General features: G+C 69.0%; 19 protein-coding genes. 8 read left to right on the forward strand and 11 right to left on the reverse strand.

Features of this window, described 5'->3' with window-relative positions; all coding sequences use genetic code 11:
• Positions 1-87 precede the first annotated feature (87 nt).
• Complete coding sequence (locus IAE24_RS17275; protein ID WP_199961238.1) at positions 88-2,925, reverse strand: nitrate reductase; 2,838 nt, start codon at positions 2,923-2,925, stop codon at positions 88-90.
• Between the two features lie 50 nt (positions 2,926-2,975).
• Complete coding sequence (locus IAE24_RS17280; RefSeq protein ID WP_199961239.1) at positions 2,976-4,238, reverse strand: NAD(P)/FAD-dependent oxidoreductase; 1,263 nt, start codon at positions 4,236-4,238, stop codon at positions 2,976-2,978.
• Between the two features lie 413 nt (positions 4,239-4,651).
• Between IAE24_RS17280 and IAE24_RS17285 the strand changes: the two genes are divergently transcribed.
• The 3 genes from IAE24_RS17285 (at position 4,652) to IAE24_RS17295 (ending at position 7,888) form a co-directional block, all read left to right on the forward strand.
• Complete coding sequence (locus tag IAE24_RS17285) at positions 4,652-6,367, forward strand: methyl-accepting chemotaxis protein (RefSeq protein WP_199961240.1); 1,716 nt, start codon at positions 4,652-4,654, stop codon at positions 6,365-6,367.
• 130 nt (positions 6,368-6,497) lie between these two features.
• Positions 6,498-7,151: a DUF937 domain-containing protein gene (locus IAE24_RS17290; protein ID WP_199961241.1), complete on the forward strand. Its 654-nt coding sequence runs from the start codon at positions 6,498-6,500 to the stop codon at positions 7,149-7,151.
• A gap of 296 nt (positions 7,152-7,447) precedes the next feature.
• Positions 7,448-7,888, forward strand: coding sequence for a CBS domain-containing protein (locus IAE24_RS17295; protein WP_012204294.1), 441 nt, complete (start codon positions 7,448-7,450; stop codon positions 7,886-7,888).
• A gap of 60 nt (positions 7,889-7,948) precedes the next feature.
• On the opposite strand, the gene IAE24_RS17300 is transcribed toward IAE24_RS17295, so the two are convergent.
• The 4 genes from IAE24_RS17300 to IAE24_RS17315 form a co-directional block, all read right to left on the reverse strand.
• Positions 7,949-8,755 (reverse strand): ABC transporter ATP-binding protein, encoded by an 807-nt coding sequence (locus IAE24_RS17300; protein ID WP_013803472.1) that lies wholly within the window; start codon positions 8,753-8,755, stop codon positions 7,949-7,951.
• Positions 8,752-9,687 (reverse strand): nitrate ABC transporter permease, encoded by a 936-nt coding sequence (gene ntrB / locus IAE24_RS17305; RefSeq protein WP_063326783.1) that lies wholly within the window; start codon positions 9,685-9,687, stop codon positions 8,752-8,754. Before ntrB ends, IAE24_RS17300 begins: the two co-directional genes overlap by 4 nt.
• Positions 9,688-9,727: 40 nt before the next feature.
• Positions 9,728-11,008 carry a CmpA/NrtA family ABC transporter substrate-binding protein gene (locus tag IAE24_RS17310; protein ID WP_012204297.1) on the reverse strand — a complete coding sequence of 427 codons (1,281 nt, stop codon included), beginning with the start codon at positions 11,006-11,008 and terminating at the stop codon, positions 9,728-9,730.
• 309 nt (positions 11,009-11,317) lie between these two features.
• The gene (locus IAE24_RS17315; protein ID WP_199961242.1) at positions 11,318-12,583 is read right to left on the reverse strand and encodes a nitrate regulatory protein; all 1,266 of its coding nucleotides are present in this window, start codon (positions 12,581-12,583) and stop codon (positions 11,318-11,320) included.
• A gap of 332 nt (positions 12,584-12,915) precedes the next feature.
• Here IAE24_RS17315 and IAE24_RS17320 point away from each other — a divergent pair, with 332 nt between their 5' ends.
• On the forward strand, positions 12,916-14,613 hold the full coding sequence (locus tag IAE24_RS17320; protein WP_199961243.1) for a putative bifunctional diguanylate cyclase/phosphodiesterase: 1,698 nt from the start codon (positions 12,916-12,918) through the stop codon (positions 14,611-14,613).
• A gap of 90 nt (positions 14,614-14,703) precedes the next feature.
• Positions 14,704-15,744: a tRNA (adenosine(37)-N6)-threonylcarbamoyltransferase complex transferase subunit TsaD gene (tsaD, locus tag IAE24_RS17325; protein WP_199961244.1), complete on the forward strand. Its 1,041-nt coding sequence runs from the start codon at positions 14,704-14,706 to the stop codon at positions 15,742-15,744.
• A gap of 180 nt (positions 15,745-15,924) precedes the next feature.
• On the opposite strand, the gene IAE24_RS17330 is transcribed toward tsaD, so the two are convergent.
• Positions 15,925-16,305: an Hsp20/alpha crystallin family protein gene (locus tag IAE24_RS17330; protein WP_012204301.1), complete on the reverse strand. Its 381-nt coding sequence runs from the start codon at positions 16,303-16,305 to the stop codon at positions 15,925-15,927.
• Positions 16,306-16,403: 98 nt separating this feature from the next.
• On the opposite strand from IAE24_RS17330, the gene IAE24_RS17335 reads away from it, so the two are divergent.
• Positions 16,404-17,714 (forward strand): branched-chain amino acid ABC transporter substrate-binding protein, encoded by a 1,311-nt coding sequence (locus tag IAE24_RS17335; protein ID WP_199961245.1) that lies wholly within the window; start codon positions 16,404-16,406, stop codon positions 17,712-17,714.
• Positions 17,715-17,741: 27 nt separating this feature from the next.
• Here the strand turns inward: IAE24_RS17335 and mltB are convergent, their stop codons facing one another.
• The 4 genes from mltB to IAE24_RS17355 are packed head-to-tail and all read right to left on the reverse strand — an operon-like array spanning position 17,742 to position 23,024.
• Positions 17,742-18,896, reverse strand: coding sequence for a lytic murein transglycosylase B (mltB, locus tag IAE24_RS17340; RefSeq protein WP_200016379.1), 1,155 nt, complete (start codon positions 18,894-18,896; stop codon positions 17,742-17,744).
• On the reverse strand, positions 18,893-21,073 hold the full coding sequence (locus IAE24_RS17345) for a transglutaminase family protein (RefSeq protein WP_199961246.1): 2,181 nt from the start codon (positions 21,071-21,073) through the stop codon (positions 18,893-18,895). Before IAE24_RS17345 ends, mltB begins: the two co-directional genes overlap by 4 nt.
• Complete coding sequence (locus IAE24_RS17350; RefSeq protein ID WP_043823852.1) at positions 21,070-22,104, reverse strand: DUF58 domain-containing protein; 1,035 nt, start codon at positions 22,102-22,104, stop codon at positions 21,070-21,072. The genes IAE24_RS17345 and IAE24_RS17350 overlap by 4 nt, the downstream gene beginning before the upstream one ends.
• Positions 22,104-23,024, reverse strand: coding sequence for an AAA family ATPase (locus IAE24_RS17355; protein ID WP_013803463.1), 921 nt, complete (start codon positions 23,022-23,024; stop codon positions 22,104-22,106). Before IAE24_RS17355 ends, IAE24_RS17350 begins: the two co-directional genes overlap by 1 nt.
• Before the next feature lie 42 nt (positions 23,025-23,066).
• On the opposite strand from IAE24_RS17355, the gene IAE24_RS17360 reads away from it, so the two are divergent.
• On the forward strand, positions 23,067-24,020 hold the full coding sequence (locus IAE24_RS17360; protein WP_325100544.1) for a histone deacetylase family protein: 954 nt from the start codon (positions 23,067-23,069) through the stop codon (positions 24,018-24,020).
• 17 nt (positions 24,021-24,037) lie between these two features.
• Complete coding sequence (locus IAE24_RS17365) at positions 24,038-24,847, forward strand: enoyl-CoA hydratase (protein ID WP_199961247.1); 810 nt, start codon at positions 24,038-24,040, stop codon at positions 24,845-24,847.
• Positions 24,848-24,937 lie beyond the last annotated feature (90 nt).

Here is a 24,937-nt window from a genome sequence, read left to right on the forward strand (position 1 = left end):
CGTGGGTGGAATCCTGTGGGGGCATATTTTCCCGCAGGTTTCATTACTTTTCGCTATATATGCAAACCCGTTGTTCCATCGCCTCTTTCATGCGGTCTCCTGGCTCTTCGCCAGGGGTATGTGGCGCACCAGGCGCTTGAGCTCCGGCAGGCAGGAGCCGCAATTGGTGCCGCAGCGCAACTGGCCCTGCAGCGCGGCCAGGCGCGCGTCGTCGCTGCCCTCGCAGCGCGCAAGCGCGCCTGCGATGGTGGTCTCGTCCACATCGAAGCAGGTACAGACCTGGCGTGCACGCGGCTGGATGGCCAGCGGCGCCGAGCCCGAGGGCATGAGCAGCAGGCGGCCATAGTCCTGTGCCGGCATCTGGTCCTGCAGCAGGGTGGACAGCCAGCTGCCCGCGCGCGTGTCGCCGGCCAGCAGCAGGGCCTCGACCGTGGTGGACAGGCTGTGGCGGTCCAGCCGCAGCGCGCGGCTGTGCTGGCGGCGGCGGTCGGTGTAGCGCAGGGTGTCGGCGGCATCCAGGCCCAGCAGGGATTCGATCCGTGCGAGGACGGCCTCGCCCGGCGCCTCATGCGCGGCGGCGCGCAGCAGCACGCCGTGCCGGGTCCGGGCGGCGTCCTGCAGCGGGACGGCATTGCCGAAGGGCACGCAGCTGGCAAAGCCGAAGTGCGGCATGAGGGCGGACAACTGCTCGCGCGCGGCCAGCACCCGGTCCTCGGGCAGCCAGGCCATGGCCAGCAGGGTCCAGGGCAGTTCGGCCTTTTGCAGCTTCACGGCCGTGTGCTTGAGTTCGGGCTGCTTGGAGCCGGGGCACAAGGCCGGTGTGGTCAGGGCATTGACGCCGCCCATTGAAGTGCCGCCCAGGTACTCGCCGCCCCAGTGCATGGCCATGAAGAGCTGGGAGGGCGTCAGCGTGTCATCGGGCTGCACCGGCACCAGCAGGGCGCCGCGCCGGCTGCTCATCTGCACCAGGTCGCCCGCGCGCAGGCCGCGCTCGGCCATGTCCCGCGGGTGCATTTGCAGGCAGGGCTCGGCCGCATGGCCGAACAAACGGCCCAGCTGGCCCGTGCGGCTCATGCCGTGCCACTGGTCGCGCAGCCGGCCCGTGGTCAGGCTGAAGGGATAGTGCGAATCGGGCGGTTCGGCCAGCGGCTGCCAGGGCAGCAGGGCAAAGCGTGCGCGGCCATCGGGCGTGGGAAAGCGGCCGTCTTCGTAGAGCCGTGCGCGGCCCTGGGCTGCGCCTTCGGGCAGCGGCCATTGCTGGGGGCCTTGCGCGTCCAGCAGATCCCAGGACAGGCCGGTGATGTCCAGGTCACGCCCGCGCGTGCTCTCGCGGTGCTCGTTCCAGATGGCCTGGGCGCCGGCAGCGGCGTCTTCGGTGTCGTAGGGAAAGAGGCTGGGCCGGCCCGGGCGCAGCCGTGCCTCCATGCGCCGCGCGCAGTCCACGGCAATGCGCCAGTCATGGCGCGCGGCGCCGGGTGCGGCCACGGCGGGGCGCACGCGCGAGATGCGCCTTTCGCTGTTGGTCACCGTGCCGATCTTCTCGCCCCAGGTGGTGGCGGGCAGCAGCAGGTCGGCGTAGGCGCAGGTGGCGGTGGTGGCAAAGGCCTCCTGCACGATGACGAATTCGGCCCGCTGCAGCGCTCGCCGCACCAGGGCCTGGTCGGGCATGCTTTGCGCAGGGTTGGTGCAGGCTATCCACAGCGCGCGGATCTCGCCCTCGGCGGCGGCCTCGAACATCTCCACGGCGGTCTTGCCGGGGCGGGGCGGCACGGCGTCCACGCCCCACAGTGCGGCCACTTCGGCGCGGTGGGCCGGGTTGGCCAGGTCGCGGTGGGCCGACAGCAGATTGGCCAGCCCGCCCACCTCGCGCCCGCCCATGGCATTGGGCTGGCCCGTGAGCGAGAACGGCCCCGCGCCCGCGCGCCCGATCTGGCCCGTGGCCAGGTGCAGGCCGATCAGCGCGGCGTTCTTGGCCGTGCCGTTGCTGCTCTGGTTCAGGCCCTGGCAGTACAGGCTCAGCGTGGCGCCACGGGCGGCGCCGTCGCGTGAATCCCCGCCCAGCGCAAACCATTGCGCGGCCTGGAACAGATCGTGCCGGGGCAGGCCGCAGAGCTCGCCCACGCGCTCGGGCGTGGCCTCCCGCACCAGGGCCTGAAGGTCGGCAAAGCCGCTGGTGTGGCGTGCGATGTAGGCCTGGTCCAGCCAGCCTTCCAGTTCCATGATGTGCAGCATGCCGTGGAACAGCAGGGTGTCGCTGCCCGGGCGCAGCGGCAGGAAGAGGTCGGCCATGCCGGCCGTGTCGGTGCGGCGCGGGTCGGCCACGATGATCTTCATCTGCGGCCGCGCGGCACGCGCCTGCTCGATGCGCCGCGTGAGCACGGGATGCGCCCAGGCCGCGTTGCTGCCCGCGATGAAAAGGCAGTCCGCATGGTCCACATCCTCGTAGCAGGCCGGTGGCGCGTCGGCGCCCAGCGTGAGCTTGTAGCCGGCCACGGCGCTGCTCATGCAAAGGCGCGAATTGGTGTCGATGTTGTTGGTGCCGATCAGGCCCTTGGCCAGCTTGTTGAAGACGTAGTAGTCCTCGGTCAGCAACTGGCCGCTCACATACAGGCCCACGGCGTCGGGGCCGTGCTCCTGCACGATGGAGGCCAGCCTGCCGGCGGCCAGGTCCAGTGCGGCATCCCAGCCCACATCCTGGGGCGCCGCGCCGCGCGTGGCACGCAGCGCGGGCTGCAGCAGCCGCGTCTGCTGTGCCAGGGCGGGCGAGGCCGTCAGGTGCAGGGTGCTGCCCTTGGTGCACAGGCGGCCGTGGTTGGCGGGGTGCGCCGGATCGCCGCGCACGCCCGTGATGCGCGCACCATCGCTTTCGATGAGGACGCCGCAGCCTACGCCGCAATAGGGGCAGGTGGATCGGGTTTCTTGCATGGTGGGCCTGGGGTGGATGAGGGAAGGGCAGGGCACGGGGGCGGGCGCCGTCACGGGCCGCTGGCCGGGTCGGCCTGGCTGGCCTGGCTGGCTTGACTTTCGCCGAACATGAGGCGGTCGCGCAGTTCCTGCACTGCCACGCCATCGCGCAACAGGCGGAAGTACCAGCCACCGTCCTCGGTGTCGCCATACAGGCAGGCGCCGACCAGCCTGTCACCGCGCAGCACAAGCTTGCGGTACACGCCCGCGCCGGGGTCGCTGAGCACGATTTCCTCCGTGCCCTCGTCGCCGCGGAAGTCGCCCGCGCTGAACAGATGGATGCCCGTGACCTTGAGCTTGGCCGAGGTCTGCGAGCCCGGATAGCGGCCGATGCCCATCTCCGCCAGGTGGTTGGCCAGCACCTTGCCCTGCTCGAACAGCGGCGCCACCAGCCCGTAGGCCACGCCCCGGTGCGCCGCGCACTCGCCCACGGCGTAGATGCGCGGGTCGGTCACGGTCTGCAGCGTGTCGCTGACCACGATGCCGCGCTGCACGTGCAGGTGCATCTGCTCGGCCAGCGTGGTCTCGGGCCGGATGCCCACGGCCATGACCACCAGCGAGGCCGGTGCCTCGCGCCCGTCCTGCAGGTGCACGCAGGCCACGCGGCCCTGGCCGTCGCCCGTCAGCGCCCGGGTCTGGGCCTGCATCAGAAAGCGCATGCCGCGCTCGGCCAGCGAGGCCTGCAGCAAGGCGGCGGCGGTCTCGTCCAGCTGGCGGTCCAGCAGGCGCTCGCCCGAATGCACCACGGTAACGTCCATGCCGCGCTTCATGAGTCCGTTGGCGGCCTCCAGGCCCAGCAGGCCGCCGCCGATGACCACGGCATGGCGGTGGCTGGCGGCCGCCGCGATCATGGCCTGGGTGTCGGCAATGTCGCGGTAGCCCAGCACGCCTTCCAGCTCGCGCCCGGGCACGGGCAGCATGAAGGGGCGCGAGCCCGTGGCCAGGATCAGCCGGTCGTACTCGGCGCTCACCGGCTGTCCGGCCGCGTCCACGGCGTGCACCACGCGGCGCGCGCGGTCGACTGCGTGCACGCGGCAGCCCGCATGCAGGGTGATGCCGTGCTGCGCATACCAGGACCAGTCGTTGAGGATGATCTCGTCCAGCTGCTGCTCGCCCGCCAGCACGGGCGACAGCATGATGCGGTTGTAGTTGGGGTGGGGCTCGGCCCCGAATACCGTGATCTCGTAGAGGTCGGGCGCGATCTTGAGCAGCTCCTCCAGCGTGCGCACGCCGGCCATGCCGTTGCCCACCATCACCAGCCTGGATTTTTTCATCGTGCCCCCGTTGCGGTTCGGAAAACAAAAAAGGCGTCCCCACGCTGCGCGGCCGATGGCTGCGCGCGGGGTGACGCCTTTGTCCCGGGCCGTGGCACGTCGTTGCGCCTGGCCCTGCGGCCCTGCATGGCCACGCCCTGGATTTAGCAAGCTGCGTGCCAGGCCTGCTGCCCTGTGGCGACTGATCGCCCGGGGACGCGAGTCCGCGCGGCCGTGCCAGGCTGGTGCGCCGCATGCATCAAAGCGGTGCGCGTGCTATCGATACGGTCCTATCAGATGTCTGAATCCAATGGAGGTTTTGTTTTTATTTGTTTCAAATGTGGCGATTCGGGGTAAAAACTGTGAACTCCGGCCAGCGGTTCGCTGGGCCGGATGGGGCACGCAGGATTTTTCTTCTTCAAGGGAGGATGCCTATGAGAGTGAATCTGCCGGTCAGTACGCGCGAGTACTCGTTTCCCAAGGGCCAGACCCTGGTCTCCACCACGGACCTGAAGGGCCGCATCCTCTACTGCAACCCGATGTTCATCGAGGTCAGCGGCTACGAGCGCGAAGACCTGCTGGGCCAGCCCCACAACATGATCCGCCACCCCGACATGCCGGAGGAAGCCTTCCGCGACATGTGGGAGACCATCTCGGCGGGCCTGCCCTGGTCCGCCCCCGTGAAGAACCGGCGCAAGAACGGCGACTTCTACTGGGTCATGGCCAATGTCACCCCGCTGATGGATGGCGACCGGCCCTCGGGCTACATGTCCGTGCGCACCGAGGCCACGCGCGAGCAGACCGATGCGGCCGAACGCCTCTACGCCACCATGCGCGCCGAGAAGGACGCCGGGCGCCGGGTCCACGTGCTGCGTGCCGGCCACCTGTTGCGCAACAATCTGCGCGGCCGCCTGGCCAACGCATTGAGCCTGGGCCTGGCCGGCAAGCTGGTGCTGATCTTCTTCATGGTGGTGGCGGCGGCCTTTGGCGCGGCGCTGGCCGGTGGGCATACGCTGGACGCATGGTCTGCGCTGGCCTGGCTGGCGGTCTGCATCTTCACGGGCCTGGCCGGGGCCTGGGCCTACCGGCTGACCGTGGCGCCGCTGGCGCAGATGGTGCTGCTGGCCAACCGCCTGGCGGCCGGCGACCTGACGCAGACCATACGCATCACGCGCAAGGACGTGGTGGGCGATCTGCAGAAGGCGCTGAGCCAGCTCAACGTGAACCTGCTGTCCATCGTGCGCGATGCGCGCGAGGAAAGCGACAAGATGCAGATCTCCAGCCGGGAAATCGCGCAGGGCAACCATGACCTGTCCGCGCGCACCGAAACCCAGGCGGGCAACCTGCAGCAGACGGCGGCCTCCATGGAGGAGATCACGGGCACCGTCAAACACACGGCCGACTCGGCCCGCCAGGCCACGGACCTGGCCGCCCAGGCCAGCGAGGTGGCCGAACGCAGCAGCGGCGCCGTCGATGGCGTGGCCGCCACCATGAAGCAGATCCAGGCCGCGTCGGGGCGCATCGGAGAGATCACGCAGCTCATCGACTCCATCGCCTTCCAGACCAATATCCTGGCGCTGAACGCTGCCGTGGAGGCCGCGCGCGCAGGCGACCAGGGCCGGGGCTTTGCGGTCGTGGCGGCCGAGGTGCGCAGCCTCTCGCAGCGCACGCTGGCGGCGGCCAAGGAGATCCGCGAGCTCATCGACGACTCCGCCGCCAAGGTGCTGGACGGCAACCAGAGGACCGAGGTGGCGCAGAAGACCATGATCGAATCGCTGGATCTGGTGCGGCGCGTGAGCCTGCTGATCGGCGAGATCCACAGCGCCTCCAGCGAGCAGCTCAGCGGCATCTCGCAGGTCAACGCGGCCGTGGCGCATCTGGACAGCATCACGCAGCAGAATGCGGCCCTGGTCGAGCAGAACGCGGCATCCGCCATGGCCTTGCAGGCCCAGGCGCAGACCGTGTCGGAAACCGTGCAGGTGTTCCGGCTGGACGCCACGGGCCGCTCGCCTGCCGCAGCGGGCGATGCCGTGGCCCTGCGCCGGTCCATGAAGGCCCAGGCACAGAGCCAGTCACGCAGCCAGGTGCAGAGCCCGCCACAGATGCGGCAGGCGCGCGCGCAGCCGCAGAGGGTGCTGACCACGACCTGATCCCTGCGGGTTCCTGCGGCCGCTGGAAAACATCGTTGACACTTGGACGTGGCACCGTCATGTGCGCTGCGCAGGCTTGCGCATACCATGTGGTTTTGTGTTGACCGGGCGACCGGATGAAGGAACGACCATGAACTCCAGCTCTTCCCTGGCCGCCGAACTGATGGCCCAACTGCAGGGCGCGCCCATGCAGCAGATGGCGGACCAGATCGGCGCCAGCCCCGCCCAGACCGAAAGCGCCGTGGGCGCGGCCCTACCCGTGCTGCTGGCCTCGCTGGGCCGCAATGCGGCCGATCCGCAGGGCGCGGCCAATCTCTTCGGCGCGCTGCAGCGCGACCATGGCGCGGCCAGCGGCGGCGGCGCCGGTGGCCTGGACCTCGGCGGCCTGCTGGGCTCGCTGCTGGGCGGCGGCGCAGGCGCGGGCGGCAATGCAGGTGGCGGGCTCGATGGCGCGGCCATCCTCGGCCACATCCTGGGTGGCAACCAGCAGCGCGCGCAGGACGGACTGGGCCAGGCCACGGGCCTGGGCAGCGGCGGCGCGGCCCAGCTGCTGCAGCTGCTGGCCCCCATCGTCATGTCCTTTCTTGCACAGCGCGTGAGCGCAGGCGGCATGGATGCCGGCGGCCTGGGCCAGGTGCTGGGCCGCGAGCATGCGCAGGCGCAGCAGCAGGGCGGCCTGGGTGATGGTTTGCTGGGCAGCCTGCTCGATCAGGATGGCGACGGCCAGGTAGGTCTCAGCGATCTGATGAAGATTGGTGGCAGCCTGCTGGGCGGCCGCCGCTGAAATGATGCAACACCCCCTGAGCCGCTTCGCGGCTTCCCCCTCTCTCGCTTCGCGGGAGGGGAACGACGCCGTCGGCTAGGCGCCCCCGCCGCGAGGCGGCTCTTGCTCGGCGTCCCTCGCTTAGTTAGCGCCAGTCGTATGCGCTGCAGGCGGCTCTATTGCAGGACCAACGGATAGGTTGGGATCAGGGGAACGGGCAGGGCCGGTGCGTGTGCATACACGCGCTGGCCCTGTTGCTTTTTGGGCGCAGTTCGGATGACACTAGAACCGAATTGGCGAACGACTGAAAGGCACCCATGACAGCAGTTGCAGACATTCTCAAGTCCAAGGCCAGCGGCGCGGTGTACAGCATCGCGCCTACCGATTCCGTGCTCGATGCGCTGCGGCTCATGGCCGACAAGGGCATTGGCGCCCTGCTCGTGATGGAGGGCAGCGAGATCGCCGGCATCGTCACCGAGCGCGACTACGCGCGCAAGATCGCGCTGCTGGGGCGCACCTCGGGCGCCACCCTGGTGCGCGACGTGATGACGCGCGACGTGCTCTTCGTCGGCCCCACCCAGACCACGCAGGAATGCATGGCGGTGATGACCGAGAACCGGCTGCGCCACCTGCCCGTGGTGGACGAGGGCGGCAAGCTGCTGGGCCTGATCTCCATCGGAGACCTGGTCAAGGACATCATCTCCGAGCAGAAGTTCATCATCGAGCAGCTGGAGCACTACATCTCGGGCCGGCACTGAACCGGGGCTCGGCCGGCCCGCTCTGTGCAGGCCCTGGAAGGCGGCAGGACCGGCGAAGGTTCAGGCCGCCTTTTCCACATGCCCCTGGCGTGTGTACAGGAAGTCGATCACCGCCTTGCGGCACTCGCGGTAGCGGTCGTCCTCGGCAAGTGCCACGCGGTTGCGCGGCCGGGCGATGCCGACTTCCAGCACCTCGCCGATGGTGGCTGCCGGGCCGTTGGTCATCATCACGATCTTGTCGGACAGCAGCACGGCCTCGTCCACATCGTGGGTGACCATGACCACGGTGCTTTGTGTGCGCGCCACGATCTCCAGCAGCTCGTCCTGCAGCTTGGCGCGCGTGAGCGCATCGAGCGCGCCGAAGGGCTCGTCCATCAGCAGCACCTGCGGCTCCATCGACAGCGCGCGCGCAATGCCCACGCGCTGCTTCATGCCGCCCGATATTTCGCCGGGCCGCTTGTGCGCGGCATGGGCCAGGCCCACCAGCTCCAGCGCGGCCAGGGTGCGTGCCTTGAGCTGGGCGCGGCTTTCCGTGCGGCCATAGACGCGCTCCACGGCCAGGTGGATGTTGCCCTCGCAGGTCAGCCAGGGCAGCAGAGAGTGGTTCTGGAAGACCACGGCGCGCTCGGGCCCGGGGCCCTTGATCTCCTTGTTGGCGCACAGCAGCACGCCCGTGGTGGGCGTGGTCAGGCCCGCGATCAGGTTCAGCAGGGTGGACTTGCCGCAGCCCGAGTGGCCGATCAGCGAGACGAACTCGCCCCGCGCAATGGTCAGGTCGATATTGCGCAGCGCCGGAAACAGGCCCTTGGCGGTCTTGAAGCTCTGCTCCACGCCCTGGACCTCGATGAACTTGGACGATGCATTCATGCCTTCACCTCTTCGAACGTAAATGCCGTTGCCAGCTTGACCAGGGCCATCTCCAGCAGCAGGCCCACGATGCCGATCACGAAGATCGCGATGATGATGTTCTTGACGTTGAGGTTGTTCCACTCGTCCCAGACCCAGAAACCGATGCCCACGCCGCCGGTGAGCATCTCGGCCGCGACGATGACCAGCCAGGCCGTGCCCACGGCCAGGCGCACGCCGGTCAGCATGTAGGGCAGCACGGCGGGGAACAGGATGGTGGTGGCGATCTTCCATTCGCTGAGGTTGAGCACGCGCGCCACGTTCATGTAGTCCTGGGGCACGCGCTGCACGCCCACGGCGGTGTTGATGAGCATGGGCCAGATCGAGCAGATGAAGATGGTCCAGATGGCCGCCGGGTTGGCGCCCTTGAAGACCAGCAGGCCGATGGGCAGCCAGGCCAGCGGCGACACCGGGCGCAGCAGGCTGATCAGCGGGTTGAACATGCGCGACAGAAAGTTGAAGCGCCCGATCACGAAGCCGGCCGGAATGCCGACCAGCGCCGCCAGGCCAAAGCCCACGGCCACGCGCTGCAGCGAGGCCAGCACGTTCCAGCCCACGCCCTGGTCATTGGGGCCGTTGCGGTAGAACGGGTCGCTGAAAATCTCCACCGCCTGCTGCCAGGTCGCCAGGGGCCCCGGAATGCTCTGGCCCGAGCCTGCAGCCACCAGGGACCACACGCCCACCAGCAAACCCAAGCCGCACAGCGGCGGCAGCACGGCCAGCCAGAAGGCACGCGAGAGCGCTGCCCAGTCGCGCGGGGCGGCGGGTGCCCGGGCCTGGGTGGCCGGCGCGGCTGGAGCGGCGGGCCCTGAGACCTGCGCGGAGATCGGTGTGGAAGCGGCTGCCGGCGCGGCAGCGGATTCGGCCGGGAAGTGGAAGACGGCGCTGACCATGGTGTGTTCCTCTGTGGGGTGGGGCTTCAAAGGGGATCTCTCAGGCCTTGATGGCAAAGCTGTCCGCGTACTTGCGCGGGTCCTTGCCGTCCCAGACCGTGCCATCCATGAGCTTGCTGCTGCGCATCTCCGCCTTGGGCAGCGGGGCCTTGGCGGCGGTGGCGGCCTGCTGGTAGATGTCCAGGCGGTTGATGGAGCGGGCCACGCCCAGGTAGTCGGGGTGGTCCTTGAGCAGGCCCCAGCGCTTGTGCTGGGTCAGGAACCACATGCCGTCGGACAGGTAGGGGTAGCCCACGCTGCCGTCGCCGTAGAACTTCATGTGGTTGGGATCGTCCCAGGTCTTGCCCATGCCGTCCTGGTAGCGGCCCAGGATGCGCTGGTTGATGGCGTCCACGCCCGTGTTCACATAGGCCTTGCCGGCGATGGTCTCGGCCATGCGGGTCTTGTTGGCCAGGCTCTCGTCGATCCAGCGGCTGGCCTCGATGATGGCCGCCGTCACGGCGCGTGCCGTGTTGGGGTTCTGGCGTGCGAACTCGGCCGTGGTGCCCAGCACCTTTTCGGGGTGGTCCTGCCAGATGGACTGGGTGGTGGCGGCCGTGACGCCGATGCCGTCCATGATGGCGCGGTGGTTCCAGGGCTCGCCCACGCAAAAGCCGTCCATGTTGCCCACGCGCATATTGGCCACCATCTGCGGCGGCGGCACGGTGATGACCTTGGCATCCTTGAGCGGGTGGATGCCGTTGGCCGCCAGCCAGTAGTACAGCCACATGGCATGCGTGCCCGTGGGAAAGGTCTGGGCAAAGGTGTATTCGCGCTTTTCGCTGGCCATCAGCTTGGCCAGGCCCGCGCCATTGACGGCACCCTTGTCGGCCAGTTTCTTCGACAGAGATATGGCCTGGCCGTTGTGGTTGAGCGTCATCAGCACGGCCATGTCCTTCTTGGCGCCGCCCACGCCCAGGTGCACGCCGTAGACCAGGCCGTAGAGCACGTGGGCAAAGTCCAGCTCGCCGTTGACCAGCTTGTCGCGCACGCTGGCCCAGCTCGCTTCCTTGGAGGGAATGATCTTGACGCCGTACTTCTGATCGATCCCCAGCACCGAGGCCATGACCACGCTGGCGCAGTCGGTCAGCGGGATGAAGCCGATGCGCACCTCTTTCTTCTCTGGCGCATCCGAGCCGGCCGCCCAGGCGCCATGGTGGCCCAGCTGGGTGTAGAGCGCCGCACCGCCTGCCAGCGTGCCGGCCTGGCGCAGAAAGTCGCGCCGGGGCAGGGCCGGGCCGGCGGTGAGAGGGCCTGTGGTGGGCTTGGGGCTTGACGCCATGGCGGAACTCCTTCGATCGTCGGGAATGGAACACTTGCAAACGGGCCCTGCTCCAAGCAAAACGGCGTCCTCTCCAGCCGCGCTGCGCGGGGAGAGTGACGCCGTTGTCCTGGGGCCTTGAATCAAGACCGGGGTCCCGGCCGCCTTTGGCCGGGAGTTGCCAGAGTCAATGCAGAAAGCGTGCCAGGCCGTGTTCACAGGGGGCCATGCCGTCCATCGGCCTTGCAATCCTCGCCGGGCCACCTTCTGGTGCGTTCCATGGCACCAAGTCGGTGCTGCACTGCAGCATGGCTCGCACCGGCCCGGCGTTCAAGGCGCAGGTGGCAGGAGATCGGCCATGGAAAGCACGGCCTGCGCCACATCGGCCAGGCGGCGGTTCTGGTTCATGGCGGTCTGGCGCAGCAGCTTGTGGGCCTCGCCTTCGCTGAGCTGGCGCCGCGCCATCAGCAGGCCCTTGGCGCGTTCCAGCAGCTTGCGCTCCGTGAGCGTGGCGCGCACGGTCTCCAGCTCGGCCTGCATGGCCTGCAGGCGCTGCGACTGGTCCTGCACCAGGTCCATCACGGAACGGTCCAATTGCGGCCCCAGCCGTGCGGCCGGCGGCTGCAGCTCGCCCGGCGCCAGCGTGGCCGAGACCGGCGTGGTCGCCAAGGCCTGCGGCGCCTGCAGCAGCGTCTGCAGGGCGGTGCGGGCATCGGCAATGCGGTGCTGGCATTGCTGCTGCAGCTCGGCCGTCAGGCGGGCCTCGACGGTCTGCAGCGCGTCCATGCGCTGCGAGCAGCTGTCGAACCAGGGCTCGGCCATCTCCACGGACAAAGGCGCGCCCGCCGTGGCCGTGCAGCCCACGCGGCGCAGCCGCTCGATCACGGCCAGCGTGGCGTCGGCCGCGCTGCTTTCTTGCCACAGGGCCAGGGAATGGGGCGGCGCGAACTCCGCAAAGACCTGAAAGCAGCGCTCCTGCGAGGCGATCAGGTGCAGCCAGTGCTGCTGGCGCGGCGCATCGCTCACGCCCGCGCCGAACGCAGCCACGCCCGTGGCGCGCTCCTGGCCCGCGAACTCCTTGCCCTGCATGAAGTTGAACAAGGCCACCAGCAGGCGCGAGATGCCGGGCTCGGGTGCGCTGTCCGCCGCCTCGAAGACCACGGCCAGCAGTCCGGCCACCAGATCGATATAGAGGGCCGTGGCCGCCTCCGGCGACAGCGTGCGGCTGGCGACGCGCTCGCGCAGCGCGGGCAAGGCGTCCAGGCACTGCAGCACATGGGCGATGCGGCTGAACAGCCGCGCGCCGTGGCCGGGGTGGCCGGTGAGTCCCGCACCACCGGGCTGCATGTCCACCCGCTCGAAGCCGTCGCGCGCCGCAGCGGCCATGCGGTCGCACTCGGCCATCTGCGCCAGCCTGGCCGGGCCGCCGCGCGCGCCTGCGCTGGCCAGAAACACGTTGGACAGGCCGCGCTCCTTTTGCAGCGCATGGATGAGGCGGCTGAGCAGATCCACCAGGGCGCTGGTGCGCTGCAGTTGCTCCAGCTCGCCGATTTCGCACTGCCGCGCGGCCACAAGAAAGTTGAGAGCGGTTTTCATGGGGGGCTTGGTCCTGTCTGCCTGCCTTGATGCAGTTTGCCTTCGTGCAAGGGGCCTGGATGCAATTCCCATGCCGGGGGCGTCGCGCGGTGCTTGCATGGGCACGGGATCGATGATTTGATAGAATTTTTTTAATGATTTGAAATTTTCGATACACAAACTGACGTGTAAGCGTGTCGAATGTTTGCAAAGCGAATGGGGCGGTTTTCCAAGAAAAGCCCCGTTCATCCGGCGCACATGGCAACGCAGACCACGGCATTGGGCTGCGCAATGCGGCAGTGAGGCTGAATCGGCATGAGTTTGAAATATCACGAGAAGATCGGTTTTTCCCCATGCATTCGCTGTTCATGACCGATGGGGTGTCCCGGCGGATACCTGCGCGCTGGCGCGGCCCGGCATTTGCGTGCTGGCTGGCTTCGCTGCTGCCCTGCATGGCGCAGGGTCAGGTGCTTGCGGCTGCCCCGGATGGCGTCGCGTCGGCGCAATTGGCCGATGAGGGCGTCTGGTTCGCTGGATGGCATGCCCTCGGCCCGTGGGGTGCCGGTGTGTTCGTGGCCTTCCTGCTGGTGTGCTCGGTGCTCTACATCCGCATGCGCTGCAAGGCGCAGCGCCTGACGCAGTCGCTCAAGCAGAGCAATGAGAAATTGCTGCGCGCCAATGTGAAGCTCAAGCGCATCGCCTTCCGGGACCCGTTGACCGGTACGGCCAACCGGGCGCTGTTCGAATACCGGCTGGGCCGCACGATTGCGCGCGCCGACAGCTCGGTGGAGCAGCCGGGGCCCTGCGGCCCGGTGCGCGTGGGCCTGCTGTACATCGACCTGGATGGATTCAAGCCCATCAACGATGTGGAAGGCCATGCCGCCGGTGATGCGCTGCTGTGCCAGGTGGCCGTGCGCCTGGGCCATATGACGCGCAAATCGGACACGCTGGCGCGCGTGGGTGGCGACGAGTTCGTGCTGCTGCTGGGCTGCCTGGCTTCGGTGGACGACGCCGTGGCCATGGCAGGCCGCGTGCAGAAGGCCTTGAGCCAGCCGTTCGACCTGCCAGGAAAGGCGGTCTCCATCAGTAGCTCCATCGGCGTGGCCATCTATCCCGACCATGGCAAGAAGGAAAAGCTCATGGCGGCGGCCGATGCCGCCATGTACACGGCCAAGCGTGCCGGCGGGAACACCTACGCCATCTTCAAGGAAAGCATGCGCCAGGGCGTGGCCGCGCAGTTCGACCTGCAGCAGGCCCTGCGCCGCGCCGTGGCCAGCCAGCAGCTGGTGCTGTTCTATCAGCCCAAGATCGATACCCGCACGGGCCGCATCCGCAGCGTGGAGGCGCTGGCGCGCTGGAACCACCCGCAGTTCGGCCTGATCAGTCCCCGCGTGTTCATCCCGCTGGCCGAGCGCTTCGGCCTGATCAGCGAGATCGGCGACTGGGTCATCGACGAGGCCTGCCGCCAGACCGCGCAATGGGCGCGCGAGCGGCGCTTCATGCGGGTGTCCATCAATATCTCGGGCTACCAGCTCTTTCAGACGCGGCTGGCGCAGTTCATCGCCGAGGCGATCGCAAGGCACCACATCCGGCCCGAGCAACTGGTCTTCGAGATCACCGAGTCCGTGGCCATGGAGGACGACAAGACCACCATGGCCGTGATTGCCGAACTCACGGGCATGGGCGTGCAGATCTCCATCGACGACTTCGGCACCGGTTACTCCAGCCTGGCCCTGCTGCGCCAGCTGTGCGCCGACGAGGTGAAGATCGACCGCAGCTTTGTGCGCGACGTGGCCCTCAAGAGCGATGCGCGGGCGGTGGTCGATGCCATCGTGCGCCTGGCCCATGCGCTGGAGCTGCGCGTGGTGGCCGAAGGCGTGACCAACCAGCAGCAGCGCGAAGTGCTGCAGGCGCTGGGCTGCGACGAGCTGCAGGGCTTTTACTTTGCCCGCCCCATGGATGCCCAGGCACTGATCGCCAGCGAAATCTGGACCTCCGACGGCTTCGAGCCCGTGCGGTTCTCGCGCTCTTCCTACATAGACAACCTGTAGCGGAGCGCCGGCCGTGCAACTGCCCGCCTGCCAGGGGCCATTGATGCCTGTGGCCGTGCGCCGCGCCCGCAGGTTCTACACTTCAGCCCCATGAGTTTGCTGATTCTGGGGATCGAATCCTCCTGCGATGAAACCGGCGTGGCCCTGGTCGAGGCCCCCGATGGCACGGGCGTGCCCACGCTGCTGTCCCATGCGCTGCACAGCCAGATCGACATGCACCGCGCCTACGGCGGCGTGGTGCCCGAGCTGGCCAGCCGCGACCACATCCGCCGCGTGCTGCCGCTGACCGAAAACGTGCTGGGCGAGTCCGGCCGCTCGCTGGACCAGGTCGATGTGATCGCCTTCACGCGCGGCCCCGGCCTGGCCGGCGCGCTGCTGGTGGGCGCGGGCGTGGCCTGCGCCATGGCTGCGGCATTGAACAAGCCCGTGCTGGGCGTGCACCACCTGGAAGGCCATCTGCTGTCGCCCTTCCTGAGCGCCGATCCCCCCGAATTCCCCTTCGTGGCCCTGCTGGTCTCGGGCGGCCACACGCAGCTGATGCGCGTGGACGGCGTGGGCAGCTACGCCATCCTGGGCGAGACCATCGATGACGCGGCCGGCGAGGCCTTCGACAAATCGGCCAAGCTCATGGGCCTGCCCTATCCGGGCGGTCCCGTGCTCTCGCGCCTGGCCGAAGGCGGCGATGCCCAGGCCTTCAAGCTGCCCCGGCCGCTGCTGCATTCGGGCGACCTGGACTTCTCCTTCGCCGGCCTGAAGACGGCCGTGCTGACCCAGGCGAAGAAGCTGGGCGATGACCTGGAGGCGCGCAAGGCCGACCTGGCCGCCAGCACGCAGGCCGCCATCGTCGAGGTGCTGGTCAAGAAGACCCTGGCCGCGCTGCAGCAGACCGGCATGAAGCGCGTGGTCGTGGCCGGCGGCGTGGGTGCCAACCGGCTGCTGCGCTCGCAGCTGGATGCGGCCTGCGCCCAGCGCAAGCTGCGCGTGCACTACCCCGAGCTGCACCTGTGCACCGACAACGGCGCCATGATCGCCATGGCCGCCGCCATGCGCCTGCAGGCGGGCCGGGAAGTGGCCAACAGGCACTACGCCTTCGACGTCAAGCCGCGCTGGCCGCTCGATTCGCTGGCCTGATTCTTCGGCCGCCTCTGCCTTCCCCATCGCCGCGCTGTGCGGCGGGGCACCTGTGATGCGCAGCCTGCGCACAAAAAAAGCCCGGCATGTGCCGGGCTTTGAAAACGGGCTGTCACCTTGCTAAGAGGAGGGAAGAAAGGATTGGTTGACAGCCCGGGTGCACAAACTCGATGACCGGATTTACTGGATGCTCAGCGTGGTGGCCTTGCTCTGCGGCTCCAGGCGGGCCAGGGACAGCGTGAGCACGCCGTTTTCCAGCTTTGCGCTGCTGGCGGCAGTGTCGATCTCATGGTCCAGCTCCCAGGCGCGCTGCACCTGGCGGGGCGCACCCTCGACGCTGGACAGACGGACCACGGCGCCTTCGATGCTCAGCTGCAGCTGCTCGCGGGACAGGCCGGGCACATCCAGCTGCAGCGTCGTGGCCTTTTCATCGCGCTGCACCTGCACCGACGAGGGGGAGGGGGCGGCGTTGCCCAGGGTGCCTTGCAGGAAGCGCTGCAGGGCCAGATCGGCGGCTTGGGGGTTGAAGGCGTTGCGGCGGAGAACAGGCGAGAAGATCATGGTGAAGTGGCTCCTATAAACTGCGCGGCTTCATCGAAGTTGTCGCCGCATGGAGCGTAGTTGAGCGGCGTTGAACGCATTTCAAGAGGGAAAAAGCCATGAATAAATTGCGCCGCAAGGTCTTGAAAAGCGGTGCCATGGCGCTATTTGCTGCGCCCGCGCTGGCGGCCCTGGCCGCAAACGAACGCGGACAGCCCGTGCCCCCGCCGCTTGGCGAGCCCATACGGCTGGCACTGATCGAAAGCCTGTCCGGCCCCTTTGCCAACACGGGCGAGGCCGTGTTCCGCAACCTGCTGTGGGCCACCGAGCGCGTGAATGCGCGCGGCGGTGTGCCACTGCCGGCCGCGCAGGGCGGCGCCCGGCCCCTGGCCATCGAACGCCATGACAGCAAGGGCCAGAACGAGGAGGCGCTGTCCGCGCTGCGCGCAGCCATCGACGGCGGTGCGCGCGTGGTCATGCAGGGCAATTCTTCGGCCGTGGCCGCCGTGCTGGTCGATGCCATTGCCAAGCACAACGAGCGTGATCCTGCTCGGCGCGTGCTGTACCTGAACTACTCGGCCGTCGATCCCGCGCTCACCAACGAGCGCTGCAGCTTCTGGCACTTTCGCTTCGACGCCCATGCCGACATGCGCATGGCCGCGCTGATGCAGGTGCTGCGCGAGGACGCGGCCGTGCGCAGCGCCTACCTGATCGGGCAGGACTACAGCTTTGGCCAGGCCGTGCTGCGCGAGGCACGGCGCCAGCTGGCCGCGCAGCGGCCCGATGTGGCCATCGTGGGCGACGAGCTGCACCCCGTGGGCCGCGTCAAGGACTTTGCGCCCTATGCCGCCAAGATCAAGGCCAGCGGCGCCCAGGCCGTGATCACGGGCAACTGGGGCAACGATCTGATGCTGCTGGTCAAGGCCGCGCGGGAGGCGGGTTTTGACGGCCGCTTCTACACCTTCTACGGCAATGCGCTGGGCGCGCCAGCCGCTTTAGGCGAGGCCGGCGTGGGCAAGGTGCTGGCCGTGGCCGACTGGCTGCCCAACGTGCCGGGCCCCGACAGCCAGGCCTTCTACAAGTCATTCCGCGAGCGCTTTCCCAGGCCTGCCGATGACTATGTGCACATGCGCATGCAGCTGATGATCGAGGCCCTGGCCCAGTCCATGGCGCGTGCGGGCAGCACCGACACGGTGGCCGTGGCGCAGGCGCTGGAAGGCGCCGAGGTGGTGCTGGCCGGGCGCAAGGGCCGCATGCGCGCGGCCGACCACCAGTTCCAGCAGGCGCTGGTGGTCGGCGTCATGGACAGGCAGGGCGCGCCCGGCGTGCCCTTCGATGTGGAGGGCTCGGGCTACGGCTTCCGCGTGGTGCGAGAGATCGAGGCGGCGCGTGCCGAGCAGCCTGCGATGTGCCGCATGCGCCGTCCCTGACCGCCTCGACGGTTTGGATGGCCCGGATCAGCGGCCCATGGCCGCAGCGACTTCCTGGCCCAGTTCGATCACGGACAGCGCGTAGTAGCTGGACCAGTTGTAGCGCGTGATGGCATAGAAGTTCTCCGTGCCCGCGATGTACAGCGGCTGGCCCTGCGCGCCGTTTTCCAGCTTGACCAGGGCCAGCGGCCCTTGATGCGCCGCGCCGCTGCCCGGCAGTTGCACGCCGCGCGCAGCCATCTCGTCGGCCGTGAACTGGGGCAGGATGTCGGGCGCCAGCAGGGCGGCCAGGTCGGCGCCCTGGGCCTGCATGATCACAGGGTAGTGGGTGGGCATGCCGCTTTTCCAGCCATGCGCGACAAAGTAGTTGGCCACCGAGCCGATGGCGTCGGCCGCGCTGCCGAACAGGTCGATGCGGTCGTCGCCGTCGAAGTCCACCGCCCACTTCACCCAGCTGCTGGGCATGAACTGGCCCATGCCCATGGCGCCCGCGTAGCTGCCGCGCAGCGAGAACGGGTCCGTTGCGGCGCGGTGCGTGAAGCGCAGGAACTGCTCCAGCTCGCCGCGGAAGTACTCGGTGCGTGCCTGCGCGCGGGGGTGGGCTGCGGGGAAGTCGAAGCTCAGCGTGGCCAGGGCGTCGATCACGCGGAAGTTGCCCATCTGCTGGCCGTAGATGGTCTCCACGCCGATGATGCCGACGATGATTTCGGCCGGCACGCCGTACTGCTTTTCGGCACGCGCCAGCGCGGCGGCATTGGCCTGCCAAAAGCGGGTTCCGGCGCGTATGCGCACGGGCTCGACAAAGCGGCTGCGGTAGACGCCCCAGTTCTTGGCCGTGCCCTGGGCAGCCGGCGTCATCAGGCGGGGAACCTGGGGCAGAAAGCGCGCCTGGGCGATGGTGTCGCGCACCCAGTCCACCGGCAGGTCGTGGCGCATCGCAATGTCGGCAGCCATCTGCATGGCATCAGGCCGTTCGCCGTAGGGCGTGCTGCCTTGCACGGTCCTGGCCACGGCGGCAGCAGCGGCCGTGCGCTTTTTCGTGGAAGGTTTGGCCGTGGACTTGGCGGCAGTCTTGGCTGCGCCGGTCTGGGCGGGCGCCGGCTTGCTGGCCAGCGCGCCGCAGGGCAGGGCGGCGGCCGCAAGCAGCAGCAGGGCGGAGGGGATCAGTCGTTGCTTGGTCATGGTGTGCTTGTCGTGGGGCCGGCAGCGGCGGCTTGTGGCCGTGGCTGCGGAGTGCGTGGCCAGTCCAGCGCCCGCCATTGGCGTCGCAGGGCGGGCAGGCCGGGGGTATCGGGTGCGGAATTGGGTGCGGACTGGGGTGCGGATCGGGGGACGGATTGGGGGGCGCGTGCGTAGCGCTGGCGCTCCATGTCCAAAAGCCAGTCGTGCAGGGCCTTGGCGGCCGTGGCGTCGTCCTGGCCCCAGCGGTCCATGACCTGGGCTGCCAGCGCGCGCGGGGGCAGGCTGGCATCGGCATCCAGGCCGATGCGGCGCAGCCGGGCGCGGGTCTTGTCCATCAGGCGCAGCCATTCATCGCGGCTGTTGCGCTGGGCGCGGGCCATCCAGGCCAGCCAGGCCAGAGCGGCCACGCCGGCCAGCGCGCCCAGCAGGCGCAGCATGTCCACCCACGATGGCGACTGCACGCCCAGGTTCTTGAGCAGGTCCAGTTGGCGGCTTTGCGTGTAGTTCAGCACCCACTGGTTCCAGCCGTTGTTGACGGCCTCCCACACGGCGCGCATCTGCTGCAGCATGCCCACGCCCACGAAGTTGCCCACGGCGCCCGCAATGGCACCCTGGGGCGCGCGCAGGCGCTGGAACTCGCCCACGCGCGACGGGGCCACGGCGCCGGTGGGGTCGATGCGCACCCAGCCCTCGTCCTCCAGCCAGACCTCGGTCCAGGCGTGGGCGTCGGCGTTGCGCACGGTCCAGTAGCCATCGACAGGGTTGCGCTCGCCGCCCTGGTAGCCGGTGACGATGCGGGCAGGCACGCCCATGCCGCGCATCAGCACGGCGAAGGCCGAGGCGATGTGCTCGCAGAATCCCTCTTTGCTGTCGAACCAGAAATCATCGGCCGTGTGCACGCTGTCCACCACGCCGGGCTCCAGCGTGTAGGTGTAGCCGCCCGTGCGCAGGCGCGCCAGCGCGGCCTGTACCCAGGCGCGGGGCGGGGCGTCGGCCAGTTGCGGGTCGGCGCGCATCTGGCGGGCCAGCTCCAGCGTGCGCGGGTTGCTGCCTTCGGGCAGCTGGGTGTAGCGGCGCAGGGCGCGCGTGGGCTGCCGCGGCCCGTAGCTGAACTGCACATGGCTTTGGGCGCTGATGCGCACCACGTCGGTGATGGGGCGCCAGGTCAGCCATTGCAGCTGGGGCGTCATGCGGGCGCTGCCCATGCCCGGGGGCAACTCGGGAGCCCTGGCCGCGGCGTCCAGCAGGGGCAGCCAGGGGCGGCGGCTGGGCTCGATGGTCATCTGGTAGCTCACGCCCTCGCCGGAGACGCGCAACTGCGCGTCCTCCAGAACGGCCTCCGTGTCCATCTGCCATTCCTGCCCGTCAAAGCGCGACAGAACGGGCCCCCGGAAATACAGGGTGTTGGCAGGCGGAGGAGCACCATCGGGCGTATCGAAACGCAGGCGCAGGGCCACGTTTTCGTCCAGCACCAGCGAGGCCATGGAGCCCACGCGCATGTTTTCCGACAGGCCGCTGCGGCCGGCCAGGTCGTTGCTAGGCACACCCCACAGCGGCGCCATGCGCGGGAAGAACAGGAACAGCGCCACCATGACCGGCGTACCCCACAGCGCCAGCAGGGCTGCCGTGCGCAGCGCCTGCGTCAGCGGCGGGCGGCCGGCGGTCATGTGGGCATTGACCAGGGCCGTGAGCAGGCCCAGCAGGCCCAGCACCATGGCCAGGGCCAGCAGCAGGGATTGCGAGTAGAAGAAGTTGGCCAGCAGCGCGAAGAAGCCCAGGAAGAACACCACCATGGCATCGCGCCGGGCGCGCAGCTCCAGCGTCTTGAGCGCCAGCAGCAGCACGATCAGGGTCACGCCCGCATCGCGCCCGATAAAGGTGCCGTGCGAGACCCAGGTGGCGCCCACGGCCAGCAGCAGCAGTCCACCCAGCACCCAGCGGCCGGGCAGGGGCTGGCCGCGCCAGGCCAGCAGGCCGCGCCACAGCAGCAGGCCGGCCACGAAGACCATGGTCCACCAGGGCGTGTGGGCGGCCTGGGGCATCAGCACCCAGGCGACCACGGCCAGCAGGAACAGGGTGTCGCGCGCATCGCGCGGCAGGGCGGCCAGGCGCTGGCGCCAGGGGGCCGCGGGCTGCGCAATGGCTTGGAAGGAGGAGGGCATGGACGTGCGATTCATGGGCAGGCCGCCAGGGCTTCCAGGCAGAGCGTGGCGTGGGCCGCGCCCTGGTCGGGTGCGATCTCGCGGCCGTCGGGCAGGCGCAGGCCCCAGGTCAGGTCCTGCTGGCGCGCGACCAGCACCCAGGCGGTCAGGCGGCTGAGGCGGGCCTCGGGGTCGGCCAGGCCGGTGGCCTTGGCGTCCAGCCACAGGCGGTGCTGCTGGGACAGCGGGCGGTCGCGGCTCACCAGCTGGTCACTGCCCGTGGCAAAGGCCTGGGCAGCCTTTTTCCAGACCACCAGCTTGAGCGCATCACCGCGCCGGTAGGCACGCACACCATCGAACTCGTCGCCGTGGCGCGTGGAGGCCGCGCTGCGTCCGCCGGCATCGGCACTGGCCGCAGGCAGGGGCGGGGGATTGTGTTCGGGCGCCGGGTAGATCCAGGCCTGGGTCTGCGCGCGCCACAGCGCCCAGACGCGGAAGGTGCCCAGCGGGTAGCGTGTGGCCGCCGTGATCGTGGGCAGCGATTGCAGGCCCCGGCGCAGTGGCGTGAAAGCCAGTTGCGCCGTGGTGCTGCCCTGTGCCGGGACATCGATCCAGGTCCAGTCGGTGGCCGCTGCATCGCCCTGCACGGCCAGGCCTATGCCCCAACGCGTGCTGCGGCGCGTGTTGTGCAGCACCACGTCGAAGCGGCAGGGCCGGCCGGCAAAGCTGCCGGCCGGCGGCTGCAGGTGCAGCGCCAGGCCGCGCAGATTGCCGTGGCCGACCACCATGCCCGCTGCCGCGCTGCCGGCCAGCAGGAACGTCAGCAGATAACCCAGGTTGAGCTGGTAGTTGATGGCGGCCACCAGCAGCACGCACAGCGTCAGCGCCAGGGCCCAGCCTGCACGCGACGGCATGATGTAGACATTGCGCTGTGTCAGCTTCAGGCTGTCCGTGCGTGGCAGGCGGGCATGCCACCACTGGCGCACGCGCCGCGCGGGAGACCAGCGCTGGCGCAGCGATGCCCCCGGCTGGGGGGCGCCGGGCGAAGACGCGGGGGCGGCCGGCATCAGCGCAGCGCCACGGCGTCCAGCATGGCGCGCACCTGCTCCACGGCGCCCCGGCCGGAGGAGCCTATGGGCACCAGGCGGTGGGCCGCCGTCTGCGGCAGGATGGCCTGCACATCGTCGGGCGCCACGTAGTCGCGCCCTTCCATCAGAGCCACGGCCCGGGCCGCGCGCAGCAGCGCAATGCCCGCGCGAGGCGACAGGCCCTGCACGAACCACTGGCCCGAGCGCGTGGCTTCCAGCAGGTCCTGCACATAGTCGAGCAGGGCATCGCTGGCATGCACCTGGAGCACGGCAGCCTGCAGGTCCTGCAGCTCCTGCGTGGTCAGCAGCGGTGCCAGCGCGTCGGCCTGGGCGCGCCGGCCATTGCCGGACAGCAGGGATCGCTCGGCCGCGCGGTCGGGATAGCCCAGGCTGATGCGCATCAGAAAGCGGTCCAGCTGGCTTTCGGGCAGCGGGAAGGTGCCCAGCTGTTCCTGCGGGTTCTGGGTAGCGATCACGAAGAAGGGCTCGGGCAGGCGGTGCGTGCGGCCCTCGGCCGAGACCTGTCGTTCCTCCATGGCTTCGAGCAGTGCGCTCTGCGTCTTGGGGCTGGCGCGGTTGATCTCGTCGGCCAGCAGCACCTGGGCGAAAACGGGGCCCGGGTGGAAGACAAAGGTCTCGCTGGCGCGCTCGTAGATGGACACGCCGGTGAGGTCGCTGGGCATGAGGTCGGCCGTGAACTGCACGCGCGAGAACTGCAGCCCGAAGCTGTGTGCCAGCGCATGCGCCAGCGTGGTCTTGCCCACGCCGGGAACGTCTTCCAGCAGCAGGTGTCCCCCGGCCAGCAGGCAGGCCACACTGTCGCGGACCTGAGCCGGTTTCCCTACAACCACCGTGTTAAGCTGATCCAGAAGCGCCTTGATCTTGTGTGTTGCTTGCATGGCGCGACGTTATCCTAAAAAAAACATCGCGGAGACATCACTGTGGGCAAGACGGGTTATTTCACCCATAGGGAGTGCTGGCGGCATGAGATGGGGCCGGGGCACCCGGAATGCCCGGCCCGGCTCGACGCCATCGAGGACCGGCTGCTGGTGACCGGCGTGGCCGATGCGCTGGAGCGGCACGAGGCCCCCCAGGCCTCGCTGGCCGACATCGAACTGGCCCATGACCGCATGCATGTGGCCGCGCTGCAGGGCCTGACACAGCGCCTGGTCGAGGAGCAGCAGGCCGGCGGCCCCGCGTACTCCCAGATCGACACCGACACCTCCATCAACAGCCATACCTTCTCGGCCGCCCTGCATGCGGCCGGCGCCGCGCTGGCGGCCACCGATGCGGTGATGGCCGGCGAGCTGGAGAACGCCTTCTGCGCCGTGCGCCCTCCGGGCCACCACGCCACGCGCCACCAGGCCATGGGCTTTTGCTTCTTCAACAACGTGGCCGTGGGCGTGAAGTACGCGCTCAGCCGCCACCACCTCAAGCGCGTGGCCGTGATCGATTTCGACGTGCACCACGGTAACGGCACGGAGGACATCCTCTCCGGCGACGACCGCGTGCTCATGTGCGGCATCTTCCAGCATCCGTTCTACCCCTTCAGCGGCGACCAGCATCCAGCCGCCAACATGGTCAACGTGCCGGTGGCCGCCTATACCAAGGGCATGGACATCCGCGAGATCGTCGAGATGATGTGGATTCCGCGCCTGGAGGCCTTCAAGCCCGAGCTGATCTTCATCAGCGCCGGCTTCGACGCCCACCGCGAGGACGACATGGGCCAGCTGGGCATGACTGAGCAGGACTTCACCTGGATCACCTCGCGCATCAAGGACATCGCGCGGCGCTTTTCCAAGGGGCGCATCGTCTCCTGCCTGGAAGGCGGCTATGTGATGGGGCCGCTTGCGCGCAGCGTGGAAGCGCACGTGCGCGTGCTGGCCGACCTCTGAACCGGATCTGGAGCACCATGAACGCGAGCACCCCTCCTTCTGAAGCCAGCCCCCTGCTCGACGTGCAGCGCGACGCGCGCGGCGTCGTGCGCCTCACGCTCAACGACCCGCAGCGCTTCAATGCCCTGGGCGAGCAGATGCTCACGCAGCTGCAGCAGGCGCTGGACGACGTGGCGCGCGACGAGTCCGTGCGCGTGGTCGTGCTGGCTGCGGCCGGCAAGGCCTTTTGCGCGGGGCACAACCTCAAGGACATGGCGGCCCATCCGCAGCTGGACTACTACCAGAAGCTGTTCGCCCAGTGCAGCCGCATGATGCTGTCCATCCACCGGCTGCCCGTTCCCGTGATCGCGCGCGTGCACGGCATTGCCACGGCGGCAGGCTGCCAGCTCGTGGCCCAGTGCGATCTGGCCGTTGCTGCGCAGGCGGCACGCTTTGCCACCAGCGGCATCCACTATGGCCTGTTCTGCGCCACCCCCAGCGTGCCGCTGGTGCGCAACGTGCCGGCCAAGCAGGCCATGGAGATGCTGCTCACGGGCGACTTCATCGACGCCCAGCAGGCGCTGGAGCAGGGCCTGGTCAACCGCGTGGTGGCCGAGGAGGCGCTGGACGATGCCGTCGAGCACTTCGTGCAGTCCATCGTCAGCAAGCCCCGTGCGGCCGTGGCCATGGGCAAGGCCCTGGTCTACCGGCAGCGCGAGATGGGCATCGAGGCGGCCTACCAATTGGCCGGCCAGACCATGGCCGCCAACATGATGGATGCCGACGCCCAGGAGGGCGCCCAGGCCTTCGCCGCCAAGCGCGAACCGGCCTGGAAGACGGGTCGCTGACCGACCTGCAAGTAGGTCCCGGTCCGGTCGGCCTGTCCTGGATCTGCGCGATGATGGCGGCCTGCGCCCTTGCGGCGGAACGGCCCTGAC

The organism is Delftia sp. S65 (assembly GCF_016516495.1).
Classification (GTDB): domain Bacteria; phylum Pseudomonadota; class Gammaproteobacteria; order Burkholderiales; family Burkholderiaceae_C; genus Comamonas; species Comamonas acidovorans.